We start from the raw sequence: 13,126 nt of genomic DNA on the forward strand, positions 1-13,126 counted from the left end.
TCGCAACTATATTCCGGCGGCTTGAAACGGGGGCCCGGCGTCTCCGGTAATCTTAGGAGTTTTCGATGTTCATTACCGAAGCATTCGCCCAGGCCCCAGCCGCAGCACCGGGAGCCTCCGCGTTCGGCTCCGGCCTTGAGATGCTCTTCCTGTTCGCGCCGCTGATGGTGGTCTGGTATTTCTTCCTGATCCGTCCGCAGCGCGCCAACGCCAAGAAGCGCCAGGAGACGCTGTCCAACATTCGTCGCGGCGATCAGGTCGTTCTTGGTGGCGGCATAACCGGCAAGGTGACCAAGGTTGTCGACGACACCGAAGTGGAAGTTGAAATCGCCGAAGGCGTAAAGATCCGCGCCATGCGCGCCTATATCGCCGAAGTCCGCGTCAAGGGCGAGCCGGTCAAGACCGAACCTGCAAAGACCGGAACCGTTTCCTAAAGCTTCGCCGATACTGGGCCCTGTCTGCTGCAGGGCCTTGAACTCAAAGAGCCGGATGGTCTCCGGCTCGCAACCTCTTCGAGAAGGCATGTGACCCATGGCGAAAGGCATCGAAATCCGCGACGCCCATTTTCCCGGTCGTGCTCCGATCGACGCTTATGGCAATGGCGGTTTCCGTTTTGCAGACATGTCGCATCGCGGCTCGCTGCTCTGCCTTCCCTCCGGTATCCACGGCTGGGAACTGCAGGAAGGTGAACCGCTGACGGTCGCTTCCCTGATGAAGGTACTCGGCGAATCCAGTGAGATCGAAGTGTTGCTCGTCGGCACGGGCGCCAATCTCAAGCCCATTCCGGCTGAGGTGAAGGCGGCGCTGAAGGCCAAGGGCATCGCCTCCGACCCGATGAGTACCGGTGCCGCCGTGCGCACCTTCAACATCATGCTGGCCGAATCGCGCGCCGTCGCGGCGGCTTTGATTGCCGTCTGACAGATGGCCGATCCAGCCAGACAGAACGGCGACATCTGCCTCGCAACGCTTAGGGATACGGACCGCGACCGCTATCTCGCCTGTCTTCTGTCGCCGGAGGACAAGCGCGGCGCACTTGCTGCCCTTTATGCCTTCAATGCCGAGATCGCCCGTGTCCGCGACGTGGTGCGTGAGCCGCTTCCGGGCGAAATCCGCCTGCAATGGTGGCGCGACCTCCTCGAAGGCAATGCTGCGGGCGACAGCACCGGCAACCCGATCGTCGCCGGGCTGCTTGACGCAGTCGAGACCTATCGCCTGCCGCGCCAGACGCTCGTCGACATGATCGAGGCGCGTATTTTCGACCTCTACGACGATCCGCTGACCGATCGCAACGCGCTCGAAGGTTATGCCGGCGAGACCGCTTCCGCACTGATCCAGCTCGCGAGCCTGATTCTCTCTCCCGCCGATGCGGCAAGATCTGCGGAGGCGGCAGGCCACGCGGGCGTCGCGCAGGCGATCGCCGGTTTCCTGCTGCTGATGCCGATCCATCGCCGTCGTCATCAGCTCTACCTGCCGCTCGATATTCTCTCGGCGACCGGGCTCGACCGTGATACATTTCTGCGCGGCGAGGACAGACCGCGCATTTCCGCCGCGATCGAGGCCTTTGCCGGGCTTGGATTGGAGCATCTGGCCAAGGCGAGAAAATCGGGAACTATCCCCGCAACGGTCTTTCCGGCCTATCTGCCCGTGGCGCTCGCCGAACCAGTGCTGCGCCGGGCAGTGCGCGCGGGTGCCTCGGTGCTCGACTCGGCTCTGCAACTGCCGCAGTGGCGGCGCCAATTGCGGCTCATGAAGGCTTCCGTCACCAGACGCTTTTGAGGGACGCCAAATTCGCGCAAGGCTCGCCGGCTAAGGAACGAAGCACAAATCCGGCGCCATCATAAGGAGAAGCGGTGTGAGCCCCGTTGTCGTCTGGTCGATCATCTTCGTACTCCTCATGGCGCTTGCCTATTACGTCACGCGAATGTCCGGCAAGGACAGGGACAAGGACGGCAACCTGCATGACACGGGGATGGCTATCCTCGAGTTCGGCCGTGCCTTTCCCAATGAGGCCATCCGCAGCCTGCATGTGACGGCCAAGGGCGACGCCATCTTCGTGCGCCTGCACGACAACAAGGCCGGCTTCATGCGCAGCCACCGCAATCACTACGCCTGCTTTCTGATCGAGCCTGGCCGGGTACGCGTGACCCCATTGCCGAACGCCAAGGGGTTCACCGTCGAATTTCTGGACGCATCGACGCAGAACGGCACCTATCTCTTCTCGACGGAAAAGGAGGCAGCCGAAGTGGCCCTCTGGCTGCTCGACAACTATGTCAGCGTTGCCGATCGCGATCTGGAGGAAAAGCCGGGGACGCCTTCCGGGGATGTCAGCCCCGACCGAGCCAACTAGCGCAATCCTGAAGCGCGCGGGCGGAGAGCAGCTGCCGCTTCATCACCGTCTTGTCCTTGCCGCGGAAACGCTTGACGCCCTCCGGCTTGACGATCGATCCCGGCTCCAGCTCAGGAAACAGCCCGAAGTTGACGTTCATCGGCTGGAACGAACGCTTGCCCGGCTCGTCCTCCGAAACCAGATGTCCGCCCGTGATATGGCCGAGCAGCGAGCCTAGAGCGGTCGTCGCCGGCGGTGCCGGGAGCGTTTCGCCCTTGCGTTCGGCAGCCGCGAAACGGCCGGCGAGAAGCCCGATGGCCGCACTTTCCACATAACCTTCGCAACCGGTGATCTGGCCGGCGAATCGCAGGCCTGGCCGGCTTTTCAGCGTCAGGCTCTTGTCGAGCAGCACGGGCGAGTGGATGTAGGTGTTACGGTGCAGGCCGCCGAGCCTTGCGAACTCGGCATTCTGCAAGCCGGGAATCATCCGGAAAATGTCCGCCTGGGCACCGTATTTCAGCTTCGTCTGGAAGCCGACCATGTTGTAGAGCGTGCCGAGCGCGTTGTCCTGCCGGAGCTGCGCGACCGCATAGGCCTTGACGGTCGGGTTATGGGAATTGGTGAGACCCATCGGCTTCATCGGCCCATGACGCAGCGTTTCGCGGCCGCGTTCGGCCATCACTTCGATCGGCAGGCAGCCGTCGAAATAGGGCGTGCCTTCCCATTCCTTGAAACCGACCGAGTCGCCGGCGATCAGCGCATCGACGAAGGCGTTGTATTGCGCCTCGTCCATCGGGCAGTTGATATAGTCCTTGCCCGTGCCGCCGGGGCCGACCTTGTCGTAGCGCGACTGGTACCAGCAGATATTCATGTCGATCGAATCACGGTGCACGATCGGCGCGATGGCGTCGAAGAAGGCGAGTTGATCCTCTCCCGTTTCCGCCTGGATCGCGGCTGCAAGCGCCGGCGAGGTGAGGGGACCGGTGGCGATGATCGCCAGATCCCATTCCTTCGGCGGCAGGCCCTGGACCTCCTCGCGCACGACGGTGATGAGCGGGTGGCTTCCGATCGCTTCGGTGACCGCGTCCGAAAATCCGTCGCGGTCGACGGCAAGCGCTCCGCCGGCCGGTACCTGGTGCCTGTCGGCACATGTCATGATCAGCGAACCGGCAAGCCGCATCTCCGCATGGATGACGCCGACGGCATTCGCCGTCGCATCGTCGGAGCGGAAGGAGTTCGAGCAGACGAGTTCGGCAAGTCCGTCTGTCTTGTGGGCATCGGTGCCGCGCACGCCGCGCATTTCATGGAGAATCACCGGCACGCCGGCCGAAGCGATCTGCCAGGCGGCTTCGGAACCTGCGAGGCCGCCGCCGACGACATGGATGGCAGCAGGAGAGGTGGGGGAAGTGGAAATATTGCTCATGGCCGGCTCATTATCACGCCATTTGCCGGACCGGAATCAAAAAGGCACCCGAGAAGGTGCCTTTGATACGTCCTTGGATGTCCTCTCGGACCGCTTTATCCTCGCCGCAACGGCCTCGTGCCGTGCGGGTCCGCCTGCGAGCAGCGGATTAGCGGAAAGAGCGAGCCGCGATGTGGCGGATGTCGTAGCGGGTCAGACCGATGTCGCTGAGGGCCTGGCTCGAAAGATTTCCAAGCTCGTTCATCGTGCGGCGGTAGCTGATCCAGTTCTTGGCGATACGGATCGGGTTCATGGTTGTTTCCTCAAGATCTTTTCCTGATGCTCTGTCGTCATCAGCGATGAGGGTCTTATACATCCGCATAATAAGAATGTGCAGTGCAAAAAATGTGCGACTGCCATGCAAATGTGCAAGAGATCGCTGAAATTTGTGGCGCAGGTCGAAAATCAGGCAGGAATTTTAGGCCTTGAATTCCATGAACAAAAAGAAAAAGCGCCTCCCGAAGGAAGCGCTTTTGGATGGTGCAGCAATGTCTGTGCGAGGCTTAGAAGCCGACGGCAGACCGGGCAACGCGGCGGATATCCGCGCGGCCGATGCCGAGGTCGTTGAGTTCGCGGTCGCTCATGCGGCCGAGCTCGTTGACGGTTTCGCGGTACTTGCGCCAGGTGGTGAGCTTCTGTGCGATGTTCATGATCTTGTCCCTTTCTAGGCCCTTGCCAGCGGCCCGTTCGGCGCTGACTTCAATCTCATGACCGGTAATATATGCTGCGCTGCAAAAAAGTAACAGCGCCTATTCGGAATGCCACCTATGCATCTGGCGCATTACGAGTTCTTTTACCATGCAGGAGTGCTGAAATTTTGCGCTGGTTTTGGGCAGATCGCGTGCTGCAGGACAAAAAATAACGCCCACCGGGGGAGGAGGTCCGGTGGGCGTCATTTGTAACGACTGGCGATTTGGGAGGAGGAGGATCGCCAGTCCCATCAAGCCCGCGCTGGGAGGAGGAGTGCGCGGCTCGAATTCCTGTCACGGGAGACTTCCCGAGGGCATCTGCATCGTTCAGGGCGGGCGCCAAGCCGTCCAAACCAGAGAGACCGAAACCTTCAATCAATCTCCGTATTTGCATATTATGAGATTGCAGCGAAATTGTGCAGTGCAATATCTGTATGGATGGCATGCGGTTATTGCATGGCTCACGTCGCCGTTGATTCCAATGTACACATTAGAATTTAATAAAAAGTTAAATACCCGGATAATCTCCGGTTCGGCCGGGTGCGGCAGGCGCAAATTCGCCTATCCACCGCGGTTTCTCGGAGCTGCCAAAAAAGCGTCATTTTCCCTTTGCGTGCGCCGAAACGGGTGATATAGAGACGCGCGCTCCGGAAGGCCTTGTGCGACGAGGATTTTCGACGCGGCTGGGGCGCGGGTATGGTGAAATTGGTAGACACGCCAGATTTAGGTTCTGGTGCCGCAAGGCGTGGGAGTTCAAGTCTCTCTACCCGCACCAGAACCGCCCCGCATCAAAACCGCCAGGAGTGCGGTCCGAGCCGGTTCTGGCTAAAGGATCGGCGCTCCTTGAAGCCGCGGCCGGTCTCTCAAAGTTCCGGCGATGTGCTCATTGAAACCAACGGCTGTCTGAGCACCGCCGCCACGATATGAAGGTATGAAAATGCAGGTTACCGAAACGCTCGCTGAAGGGCTGAAGCGCGAAATCAAGGTCGTTATCCCCAAGCGGGATATGGAAGCGCAGCTGAACGTGCGCCTCGCCGACGCCAAGGACAAGGTCCGCATCAACGGTTTCCGTCCGGGCAAGGTGCCGATCGCCCATCTGAAGAAGATGTACGGCAAGTCGATCATGGCGGATCTCGTCAACGAGATCGTCCGCGAACGTCCGACCGAAATCCTCACCGACCGCGGCGAGAAGTCGGCGACCCAGCCGTCGGTCGCCATGACCGAGGACGAGAACGAAGCCGAAAAGATCCTCAACGCCGAGGTCGATTTCGAATTCACGCTCTCCTACGAAGTCATCCCGGAGATCGAACTGCAGCCGACCGACGGCCTTTCCGTCATTCGTGAAGTCGTCGAAGTCACCGAAGACGAAGTCAACGAGCAGATCGAGAAGATCGCCGAGAGCGCCCGCACCTTCGAGACCAAGAAGGGCAAGGCTGCCGATGGCGACCGCGTCACCATGAACTATCTCGGCAAGGTCGACGGCGTTGCCTTCGACGGCGGCACGGCCGAAGATGCCGAACTGGTTCTCGGCTCCGGCCGCTTCATCCCGGGCTTCGAAGACCAGCTCGTCGGCGTCAAGGCCGGTGAAGACAAGACCATCACCGTGACCTTCCCGGCCGAATATCCGGCCGCGAACCTTGCCGGCAAGGAAGCCACCTTCGACGTCACCGTCAAGGAAGTCGCAGCTCCGGCCGCACTCGAGATCAACGACGAACTCGCCTCCAAGCTCGGCATCGAATCCGTCGATCGCCTGAAGGAGATCGTCCGCGGCCAGATCGAAAGCCAGTACGGCAACGTCACCCGCCAGAAGGTCAAGCGTCAGATCCTCGACCAGCTCGACGGCATGTACCAGTTCGACACCCCGCAGGGCCTCGTCGACGCCGAGTTCGACAACATCTGGCGCCAGATCAACACCGACCTGCAGCAGTCCGGCAAGACCTTCGAAGACGAAGAGACGACCGAGGAAGACGCACGCGTCGAATACCGCAAGCTGGCTGAGCGCCGCGTTCGTCTCGGCCTGGTTCTCTCCGAAATCGGCGAACAGGCCGGTGTCGAAGTAACCGAGGAAGAAATGCAGCGCGCCCTTTATGCGCAGCTCCAGCAGTTCCCGGGCCAGCAGAAGGAAATCCTCGATTTCTTCCGCAACACCCCCGGCGCTTCCGCCTCGCTGCGCGCGCCGATCTTCGAAGAGAAGGTCGTCGACAAGCTGCTCTCCGAGATCAAGGTCACCGACAAGGTCGTGACCAAGGAAGAGCTGATGGCTGAAGACGAGGAAGGCTCGGAAGGCACTGAAAAGCCGGCCAAGAAGAAGGCCGCTCCGAAGAAAGCTGCGAAGGCTGAGGCTGCTGATGAAGCCGCCGAAGGCGAAGACGCCGCTCCGAAGAAGAAGGCTGCTCCGAAGAAGAAGGCCGCTGAAGACAGCGCCGAATAACCTTCGCATTGATTGGATAGAAAAGCCGGGTCGGCGACGACCCGGCTTTTTGTTGTGATGAAACCTCCCGAGTCCGCCGCCCATGATCCGTATTGAAAACATCAGCAAATCGAACAGCCATCGCATCCTCTTCATCGAGGCATCCGCGGCGCTGAACCGTGGCGAGAAGATCGGCCTCGTCGGCCCGAACGGCGCCGGCAAGACGACGCTCTTCCGGATGATCACGGGCTCGGAAACGCCGGACGAGGGGCAGGTTTCCGTCGAAAAGAACGTTACGATCGGTTATTTCAACCAGGATGTCGGCGAGATGGCCGGCCGCAGCGCCGTCACTGAGGTGATGGATGGCGCCGGTCCGGTGAGCACCGTCGCCGCCGAACTGCACGAACTCGAATCGGCGATGGTCGATCCCGATCGCCTCGACGAGATGGACCAGATTATTGAACGCTACGGCGAGGTACAGGCGCGTTACGAGGAGCTCGACGGCTACGGCCTCGAAGGTCGCGCCCGCGAGGTTCTCGCGGGCTTGAGCTTCACCCAGGAGATGATGGACGGCGATGTCGGCAAGCTGTCCGGCGGCTGGAAGATGCGCGTGGCGCTCGCCCGCATCCTGCTGATGCGTCCGGACGTCATGCTGCTCGACGAACCGAGCAACCATCTGGACCTCGAAAGCCTGATCTGGCTGGAACAGTTTCTCAAAGGGTATGACGGCGCACTGCTGATGACCTCGCACGACCGCGAGTTCATGAACCGGATCGTCACCAAGATCATCGAGATCGACGGCGGGTCGCTCACCACCTATTCCGGCGACTACGGTTTCTACGAGCAGCAGCGGGCCCAGAACGAAAAGCAGCAGCAGGCGCAATTCGAGCGGCAGCAGGCGATGCTTGCCAAGGAGATCAAGTTCATCGAGCGCTTCAAGGCGCGCGCCAGCCACGCCGCCCAGGTGCAGAGCCGGGTGAAGAAGCTCGACAAGATCGAGCGCGTCGAGCCGCCGAAGCGCCGCCAGGCGGTCGCCTTTGAATTCCAGCCCGCGCCGCGTTCCGGCGAAGACGTGGTCAACATCAGGAATGTCGCCAAGCGATACGGCAGCCGCTCGATCTACGAAGGTCTCGACTTCATGGTGAAGCGGCGCGAGCGCTGGTGCATCATGGGCATCAACGGCGCCGGCAAGTCGACGCTGCTGAAGCTGGTAACGGGCTCGACCGAGCCGGATGAAGGCAGCGTCTCGGTCGGCGCCAGCGTCAAGATGGGTTATTTCGCCCAGCACGCCATGGATCTCCTCGACGGCGACCTGACCGTCTTCGAATGGCTGGAAGAACAGTTTCCACGCGCAGGGCAGGGGTCGCTGCGGGCACTTTCCGGCTGCTTCGGCTTTTCAGGAGACGATGTCGAGAAGAAATGCCGGGTGCTGTCCGGCGGCGAGAAGGCGCGCCTGGTGATGGCGGCCATGCTGTTCGACCCGCCGAATTTCCTCGTCCTCGACGAGCCGACCAACCACCTGGACCTCGACACCAAGGAAATGCTGATCAAGGCGCTGTCGGAATACGAAGGCACCATGCTGTTCGTCAGCCACGACCGGCATTTCCTCGCCGAACTGTCGAATCGCGTGCTCGAACTGACACCCGATGGCATCCACCGTTATGACGGCGGTTATACGGAATATGTGGAACGCACCGGCTATGAGGCGCCGGGGCTGCGAAGCTAAGGATCAAGACAGGAGGCAGGGGCGAAGCGGCGTCGGCCTCCATCGTTTCCGGCCGGCGGACGCTGTGGCTTCTTCGTAAGCTGTCCGCCGGATATCCGTGAACTGCAGGGCGGGAAGTCAACTTTCCATTAGGAAGACCGTCGTAAGACGTCGTTCCGGCACGCGCGGAAAGACCTCGGTTCGAAGGGGCTTACCGTCGGGCCGACCTGCAGCCGGAACGATTTTCTGCACAGTTTTGATTGTCTCATATGCCGTTTGATCTGAATCAATTTTTGAGGTATCCCTTTTCACGCCGTAGCGATTTCTGGAATTATACCGCAGGGGGGATATTCATGACGGCGAGCGATAAGGCCTTTCTCCGACCGGCAATCGGTCTGGTTGGAATGATGTTCCTGTCGGCATGCACGTCGGCGCAGACGACGGCGTCGATCTCTCCCACCACCACGACGGTGAAGCCGGCGCCGGTCTCCAAGAAACAGGTCTACCACTACACGCCGGCCGATCGCGATTGCATGAAGCGGGCAATGTATTTCGAGTCCCAGCGATCGAGCCGCGAAGGGCTGATGGCAGTCGGCACCGTGATCATGAACCGGCTGACCTCCGACGCCTATCCGTCCACCATTTGCGGCATCGTCGCCCAGGAGCGGCAATTCGCACCGGGCGTGATGACCCGGGCGATGAATGAGGCGACGGTTCCGGAACTCGATGCCGCCGTCGATGCGATCATTCGCGGCGAGCGGAACCCGGAAGTCAAGGATGCCATGTTCTTTCACACGGCCGGCCTACGGTTCCCCTACCAGAACATGCATTATGTCACGGTTGCCGGCGGCAATGCGTTCTACGAGAAGCGCGGCAGGGACGGGGATCTGCAGACGCCACCGCCGAAGCCCGTCGATGAATACGTGCTCGCCCTTGTGCAGAGCAATCCCGACCCGTTCAGCCTGATCCAGGCCAAGGAATTCGACGTTGCGTCGATCCCGGCGACCGGCACGGATCCGATGGTGGCGACGAACGTCCCGGTTCCGATCGAGCGGCCGGATCCCCTGGCGATCCGTTCCGCCAGCATCCAGCCGGCTGGAACTCAGCCTGTAAAGCCTTCTGTCGCGCCGGTGATCCTTGCCAGCTCCATGAGCAATGAGTGGATGCTGCGTTTCGACACCGGCAACGCGAAGCCGATACCGACACCGTCGCCAAAACGATCGCCGGCCGGTGTCGACCGCTGATCCCTGAAGCCTATCCTGCCTTCTGCAGCTCGGCAGCCGCGGCATTGTCTTTGTCGTTGGCCCGCTGGTAGGCCTCGCGTAGCGCGAGCCGTCCGAAATACTGTTCAAATGCGGCGCGTTTTTCGATGGTGCCGAATTGCAGGCCGTAACCGAGCTGCGAGCCGACATAGACATCCGCAGCGCTGAACGTGTCGCTGGCGATATAGGCGTTCGCCCGGACAGCCGCTTCCAGCGTATCCATGACGTCCTGATAGGTGCCGTAACCGACCATCCGCTCGCGTTCCTTCGGCACTTCGAAGCCGAGCACGCGGTTGCTGACGGCTGCTTCCAGCGGACCGGCCGCAAAGAACATCCAGCGGTAATAATCGGCGCGCTTGGCGGGGGCGGGGGCAAGACCCGCTTGCGGAAAGACATCCGCCAGATAGGCGCAGATCGCCGCGCATTCGGTGACGATGGTCTTGCCGTGCATGATGCTCGGCACCTTGCCCATCGGGTTGACGCTTTTGTAGGTGTCGCCCTTCATCGTTGTGCCGAAATGCAGGATTTCGGTACGATAGGGGACGCCGACCTCCTCCAGCATCCAGCGGGCAATCCGGCCGCGTGACATCGGGTTCGTGTAAAGCACAAGTTCATCTGACATGTGGTCCTCCCGGCAGTGATGTCTATGTTTTGGAGCAGCTTGCTTTTCAATCAAGGCGCCAGGGCGAATTAGAGCGCCTTCCGGTACTGGATGAAGCCGGAGTTCTGGGCGATGCGGTCGTAGAGCCGCCGTGCGGCGGCATTGCTCTCCTGCGTCAGCCAATAGAGCCGTCCGGCGCCGTTTGCGCGCGCGAGATCTGCCACCGCTTCGATCAGGGCTGCGCCGGTTCCGCGGCCGCGCAGGGTATTCTTGACATAGAGGTCCTGCAGATAGCAGGTCGATTCGGGCAGCCAGCAGGATCGATGGAAGATGACATGCGCGATGGCGATCATCTTGCCGGTCTCGTCGAATGCGCCGAGGGCATGCATCGGCTCGGCGGGATCGTGAAGCCGGCTCCAGGTGAGATCGTACATCTCCTTCGGCAACACGGTCTCGTAGAAGCGCAGATAGGCTTCCCAGAGCGGTTCCCAGGCGGTGCGGTCGGCTGGCTCGAGCGGACGGATGATCGCAGGTGTCGTCGTGGCGGTCATGGCAAACTTCCTCACAAAAGAAAACGGCGGAGATTGCTCCCCGCCGTCGAATGATTAGCCGATTTTTCGGACTTAGGCAGCCATGGCCACCTTGAGATTTTCGTCCACCTTGTCGAGGAAGGCGGTGGTCGAGAGCCACGGCTGATCCGGACCGATGAGCAGCGCCAGGTCCTTGGTCATGTAGCCGGCTTCGACGGTGTCGACGCAGACCTTTTCGAGCGTCGAAGCGAACTTGGCGAGGTCGGCATTGTCGTCGAGCTTGGCGCGATGTGCGAGGCCACGGGTCCAGGCGAAGATCGAGGCGATCGAGTTCGTCGAGGTCTCCTGGCCCTTCTGATGCTGGCGGTAATGACGGGTAACGGTGCCGTGGGCGGCTTCCGCTTCAACAGTGCGGCCATCGGGCGAAAGCAGAACCGAGGTCATCAGACCGAGCGAGCCGAAGCCCTGGGCAACGATGTCGGACTGGACGTCGCCGTCATAGTTCTTGCAGGCCCAGACGTAACCGCCGGACCATTTCAAGGCTGCTGCGACCATGTCGTCGATCAGGCGGTGTTCGTAGGTGATCTTCAGCGCGTCGAACTGTTCCTTGAATTCGGCGTTGAAGATTTCCTCGAAGATATCCTTGAAGCGGCCGTCATAGGCCTTGAGGATGGTGTTCTTGGTCGACAGGTAGACCGGCCACTTGCGCATCAGGCCGTAGTTCAGCGAAGCGCGGGCGAAATCGCGGATCGATTCGTCGAGGTTGTACATGGCCATGGCCACGCCGGCGTCCGGAGCCTTGAACACTTCCTTCTCGATCACCTGGCCGTCTTCGCCGACGAACTTGATCGACAGCGTGCCCTTGCCCGGGAACTTGAAGTCGGTTGCCTTGTACTGGTCGCCGAAGGCGTGACGGCCGACGACGATCGGCTTGGTCCAGCCCGGAACCAGGCGCGGCACGTTCTTGCAGATGATCGGCTCGCGGAAGATGACGCCGCCGAGAATGTTGCGGATCGTGCCGTTCGGGCTCTTCCACATTTCCTTGAGGTTGAATTCCTTGACGCGGGCTTCATCCGGCGTGATCGTCGCGCACTTGATGCCGACGCCGTGCTTCTTGATGGCGTTGGCGGCGTCGATGGTCACCTGGTCGTTGGTGGCGTCGCGGTTCTCGACCGAGAGGTCGTAATATTCGATGTCGAGATCGAGATAGGGAAGGACCAGCTTGTCCTTGATGAGCTGCCAGATGATGCGGGTCATCTCGTCGCCGTCGAGATCGACGACCGGGTTGGCTACCTTGATCTTTTGCATGGAATTCCTCTTGGACATAGAAGGGACCTCAAGGTCCCGACGGGTGGACACCAGTGGGTGCGCTATAACATCGCCGGGCTGGAACGCAAAGGCATTGAGGCCATCATATGCGGCTTTTCGTGCGAGAAATCGCGGCGCGTCCGGACCTGCGGACGATTGCCCTTGCCAAACCATAATGCCTGATTAATGTCCGGCCAAATCGCTCTCCAACAGCCGGATTTGATCTTATGCGGACCTTGCCGCTTGCCCTTGCCTTTTCATTGATCTCGACCCTCACTGCGGCGGCTGATGTGACCGATCCCGTGAAAGAGGTGATGAAGATCACCGAGGACAACTGGAATACCGTCGACAGCGAGTGGAAATACATCTTCGATGCCGATCCGTTGTCTCGCCTGTTCAGCAAGAAATTCCAGGGCGCCTATGCGGAAGCCGCCAAGCACCCGGCCTACGACACGGAAAACAACCAGCCGGGCGATCCCTTCGGTTACGACGTGATCACCTCGTCGCAGGACGGCTGTCCGCTGAAGGACATCAAGACGACCTCGGCACCCGGCGCCAACGGCATGACCGATGTTACCGTGACCTTCAAGATGTGGACCTGCGTCGATGAGGCGGCGGTGAAGGACAGCGTCAACGAACTGCATTTCGACATCATCCAGGAAGCCGGCAAGCCGGTCATCGACGACATCCACCGCGTCGCCGACGGCGAGCGGGATTCGGTGATCGAAGAGATGCAGTCGATCGCCAAGGGCGAGTAACCCGGCGATGACCGGGCGGCATGTCGCCTTCTCGATCGTGGCCTTGAGACCCATGCACGGTCTCGCCAAACCTTG

The 13,126-nt window shown here is 60.8% G+C and carries 14 protein-coding genes and 1 tRNA gene; 9 read left to right on the top strand and 6 right to left on the bottom strand.

What is annotated here, in order from left to right; translation table 11 throughout:
- Nucleotides 1–65: 65 nt before the first annotated feature.
- From yajC to ACSQ3G_RS06885, 4 genes are all read left to right on the top strand, one after another.
- Nucleotides 66–434, top strand: coding sequence for a preprotein translocase subunit YajC (gene yajC, locus ACSQ3G_RS06870; RefSeq protein ID WP_436109490.1), 369 nt, complete (start codon nucleotides 66–68; stop codon nucleotides 432–434).
- 97 nt (nucleotides 435–531) lie between these two features.
- A complete protein-coding gene (locus ACSQ3G_RS06875; protein WP_436109491.1) occupies nucleotides 532–918 on the top strand; it encodes an Mth938-like domain-containing protein in 387 nt (128 codons plus the stop codon).
- A 3-nt stretch (nucleotides 919–921) separates the two neighbouring features.
- Nucleotides 922–1,776, top strand: a complete 855-nt coding sequence (locus ACSQ3G_RS06880) for a phytoene/squalene synthase family protein (protein ID WP_436109492.1) — start codon at nucleotides 922–924, stop codon at nucleotides 1,774–1,776.
- A gap of 118 nt (nucleotides 1,777–1,894) precedes the next feature.
- Nucleotides 1,895–2,347 (top strand): BRCT domain-containing protein, encoded by a 453-nt coding sequence (locus tag ACSQ3G_RS06885; protein ID WP_046668053.1) that lies wholly within the window; start codon nucleotides 1,895–1,897, stop codon nucleotides 2,345–2,347.
- Here ACSQ3G_RS06885 and trmFO read toward each other — a convergent pair.
- From trmFO to ACSQ3G_RS06900, 3 genes are all read right to left on the bottom strand, one after another.
- Nucleotides 2,325–3,749 (bottom strand): methylenetetrahydrofolate--tRNA-(uracil(54)-C(5))-methyltransferase (FADH(2)-oxidizing) TrmFO, encoded by a 1,425-nt coding sequence (gene trmFO, locus ACSQ3G_RS06890; RefSeq protein WP_436109493.1) that lies wholly within the window; start codon nucleotides 3,747–3,749, stop codon nucleotides 2,325–2,327. The two genes, ACSQ3G_RS06885 and trmFO, sit on opposite strands and share 23 nt — an antisense overlap.
- 148 nt (nucleotides 3,750–3,897) lie before the next feature.
- Complete coding sequence (locus ACSQ3G_RS06895) at nucleotides 3,898–4,041, bottom strand: DUF1127 domain-containing protein (RefSeq protein WP_007762204.1); 144 nt, start codon at nucleotides 4,039–4,041, stop codon at nucleotides 3,898–3,900.
- Between the two features lie 250 nt (nucleotides 4,042–4,291).
- Nucleotides 4,292–4,438 (bottom strand): DUF1127 domain-containing protein, encoded by a 147-nt coding sequence (locus ACSQ3G_RS06900; RefSeq protein WP_080951229.1) that lies wholly within the window; start codon nucleotides 4,436–4,438, stop codon nucleotides 4,292–4,294.
- Between the two features lie 729 nt (nucleotides 4,439–5,167).
- On the opposite strand from ACSQ3G_RS06900, the gene ACSQ3G_RS06905 reads away from it, so the two are divergent.
- From ACSQ3G_RS06905 to ACSQ3G_RS06920, 4 genes are all read left to right on the top strand, one after another.
- Nucleotides 5,168–5,252, top strand: a tRNA-Leu gene (locus tag ACSQ3G_RS06905).
- 162 nt (nucleotides 5,253–5,414) lie between these two features.
- Nucleotides 5,415–6,908, top strand: coding sequence for a trigger factor (tig, locus tag ACSQ3G_RS06910; protein WP_436111679.1), 1,494 nt, complete (start codon nucleotides 5,415–5,417; stop codon nucleotides 6,906–6,908).
- An 82-nt stretch (nucleotides 6,909–6,990) separates the two neighbouring features.
- Nucleotides 6,991–8,613 (top strand): ABC-F family ATP-binding cassette domain-containing protein, encoded by a 1,623-nt coding sequence (locus ACSQ3G_RS06915; RefSeq protein WP_046636872.1) that lies wholly within the window; start codon nucleotides 6,991–6,993, stop codon nucleotides 8,611–8,613.
- A gap of 332 nt (nucleotides 8,614–8,945) precedes the next feature.
- Nucleotides 8,946–9,836, top strand: a complete 891-nt coding sequence (locus tag ACSQ3G_RS06920; protein ID WP_245446661.1) for a cell wall hydrolase — start codon at nucleotides 8,946–8,948, stop codon at nucleotides 9,834–9,836.
- A gap of 10 nt (nucleotides 9,837–9,846) precedes the next feature.
- Here ACSQ3G_RS06920 and ACSQ3G_RS06925 read toward each other — a convergent pair whose 3' ends face one another.
- The 3 genes from ACSQ3G_RS06925 to ACSQ3G_RS06935 all read right to left on the bottom strand — a co-directional run bounded on the left by ACSQ3G_RS06925 (nucleotide 9,847) and on the right by ACSQ3G_RS06935 (nucleotide 12,293).
- Entirely contained in the window at nucleotides 9,847–10,476 is a 630-nt protein-coding gene (locus ACSQ3G_RS06925; RefSeq protein ID WP_436109494.1) for a glutathione S-transferase family protein, read from the bottom strand.
- Nucleotides 10,477–10,544: 68 nt separating this feature from the next.
- Nucleotides 10,545–11,006 (bottom strand): GNAT family N-acetyltransferase, encoded by a 462-nt coding sequence (locus tag ACSQ3G_RS06930; RefSeq protein WP_038542420.1) that lies wholly within the window; start codon nucleotides 11,004–11,006, stop codon nucleotides 10,545–10,547.
- Nucleotides 11,007–11,078: 72 nt separating this feature from the next.
- Complete coding sequence (locus tag ACSQ3G_RS06935; RefSeq protein ID WP_105419633.1) at nucleotides 11,079–12,293, bottom strand: NADP-dependent isocitrate dehydrogenase; 1,215 nt, start codon at nucleotides 12,291–12,293, stop codon at nucleotides 11,079–11,081.
- Between the two features lie 227 nt (nucleotides 12,294–12,520).
- On the opposite strand from ACSQ3G_RS06935, the gene ACSQ3G_RS06940 reads away from it, so the two are divergent.
- Nucleotides 12,521–13,051, top strand: a complete 531-nt coding sequence (locus ACSQ3G_RS06940; RefSeq protein ID WP_105419258.1) for a hypothetical protein — start codon at nucleotides 12,521–12,523, stop codon at nucleotides 13,049–13,051.
- Nucleotides 13,052–13,126 lie beyond the last annotated feature (75 nt).

The organism is Neorhizobium tomejilense, assembly GCF_964254135.1.
Classification (GTDB): domain Bacteria; phylum Pseudomonadota; class Alphaproteobacteria; order Rhizobiales; family Rhizobiaceae; genus Neorhizobium; species Neorhizobium tomejilense.

Excerpts from the sequence above, each read along its gene's own strand:
- ACSQ3G_RS06930 (WP_038542420.1), bottom strand. The coding sequence starts at position 11,006 with ATGACCGCCACGACGACACCTGCGATCATCCGTCCGCTCGAGCCAGCC.
- ACSQ3G_RS06940 (WP_105419258.1), top strand. The coding sequence starts at position 12,521 with ATGCGGACCTTGCCGCTTGCCCTTGCCTTTTCATTGATCTCGACCCTC.
- ACSQ3G_RS06895 (WP_007762204.1), bottom strand. The coding sequence starts at position 4,041 with ATGAACCCGATCCGTATCGCCAAGAACTGGATCAGCTACCGCCGCACG.
- ACSQ3G_RS06880 (WP_436109492.1), top strand. The coding sequence starts at position 922 with ATGGCCGATCCAGCCAGACAGAACGGCGACATCTGCCTCGCAACGCTT.
- yajC (WP_436109490.1), top strand. The coding sequence starts at position 66 with ATGTTCATTACCGAAGCATTCGCCCAGGCCCCAGCCGCAGCACCGGGA.
- ACSQ3G_RS06920 (WP_245446661.1), top strand. The coding sequence starts at position 8,946 with ATGACGGCGAGCGATAAGGCCTTTCTCCGACCGGCAATCGGTCTGGTT.
- tig (WP_436111679.1), top strand. The coding sequence starts at position 5,415 with ATGCAGGTTACCGAAACGCTCGCTGAAGGGCTGAAGCGCGAAATCAAG.
- ACSQ3G_RS06915 (WP_046636872.1), top strand. The coding sequence starts at position 6,991 with ATGATCCGTATTGAAAACATCAGCAAATCGAACAGCCATCGCATCCTC.
- ACSQ3G_RS06925 (WP_436109494.1), bottom strand. The coding sequence starts at position 10,476 with ATGTCAGATGAACTTGTGCTTTACACGAACCCGATGTCACGCGGCCGG.
- ACSQ3G_RS06875 (WP_436109491.1), top strand. The coding sequence starts at position 532 with ATGGCGAAAGGCATCGAAATCCGCGACGCCCATTTTCCCGGTCGTGCT.
- ACSQ3G_RS06935 (WP_105419633.1), bottom strand. The coding sequence starts at position 12,293 with ATGCAAAAGATCAAGGTAGCCAACCCGGTCGTCGATCTCGACGGCGAC.
- ACSQ3G_RS06885 (WP_046668053.1), top strand. The coding sequence starts at position 1,895 with ATGGCGCTTGCCTATTACGTCACGCGAATGTCCGGCAAGGACAGGGAC.
- ACSQ3G_RS06900 (WP_080951229.1), bottom strand. The coding sequence starts at position 4,438 with ATGAACATCGCACAGAAGCTCACCACCTGGCGCAAGTACCGCGAAACC.
- trmFO (WP_436109493.1), bottom strand. The coding sequence starts at position 3,749 with ATGAGCAATATTTCCACTTCCCCCACCTCTCCTGCTGCCATCCATGTC.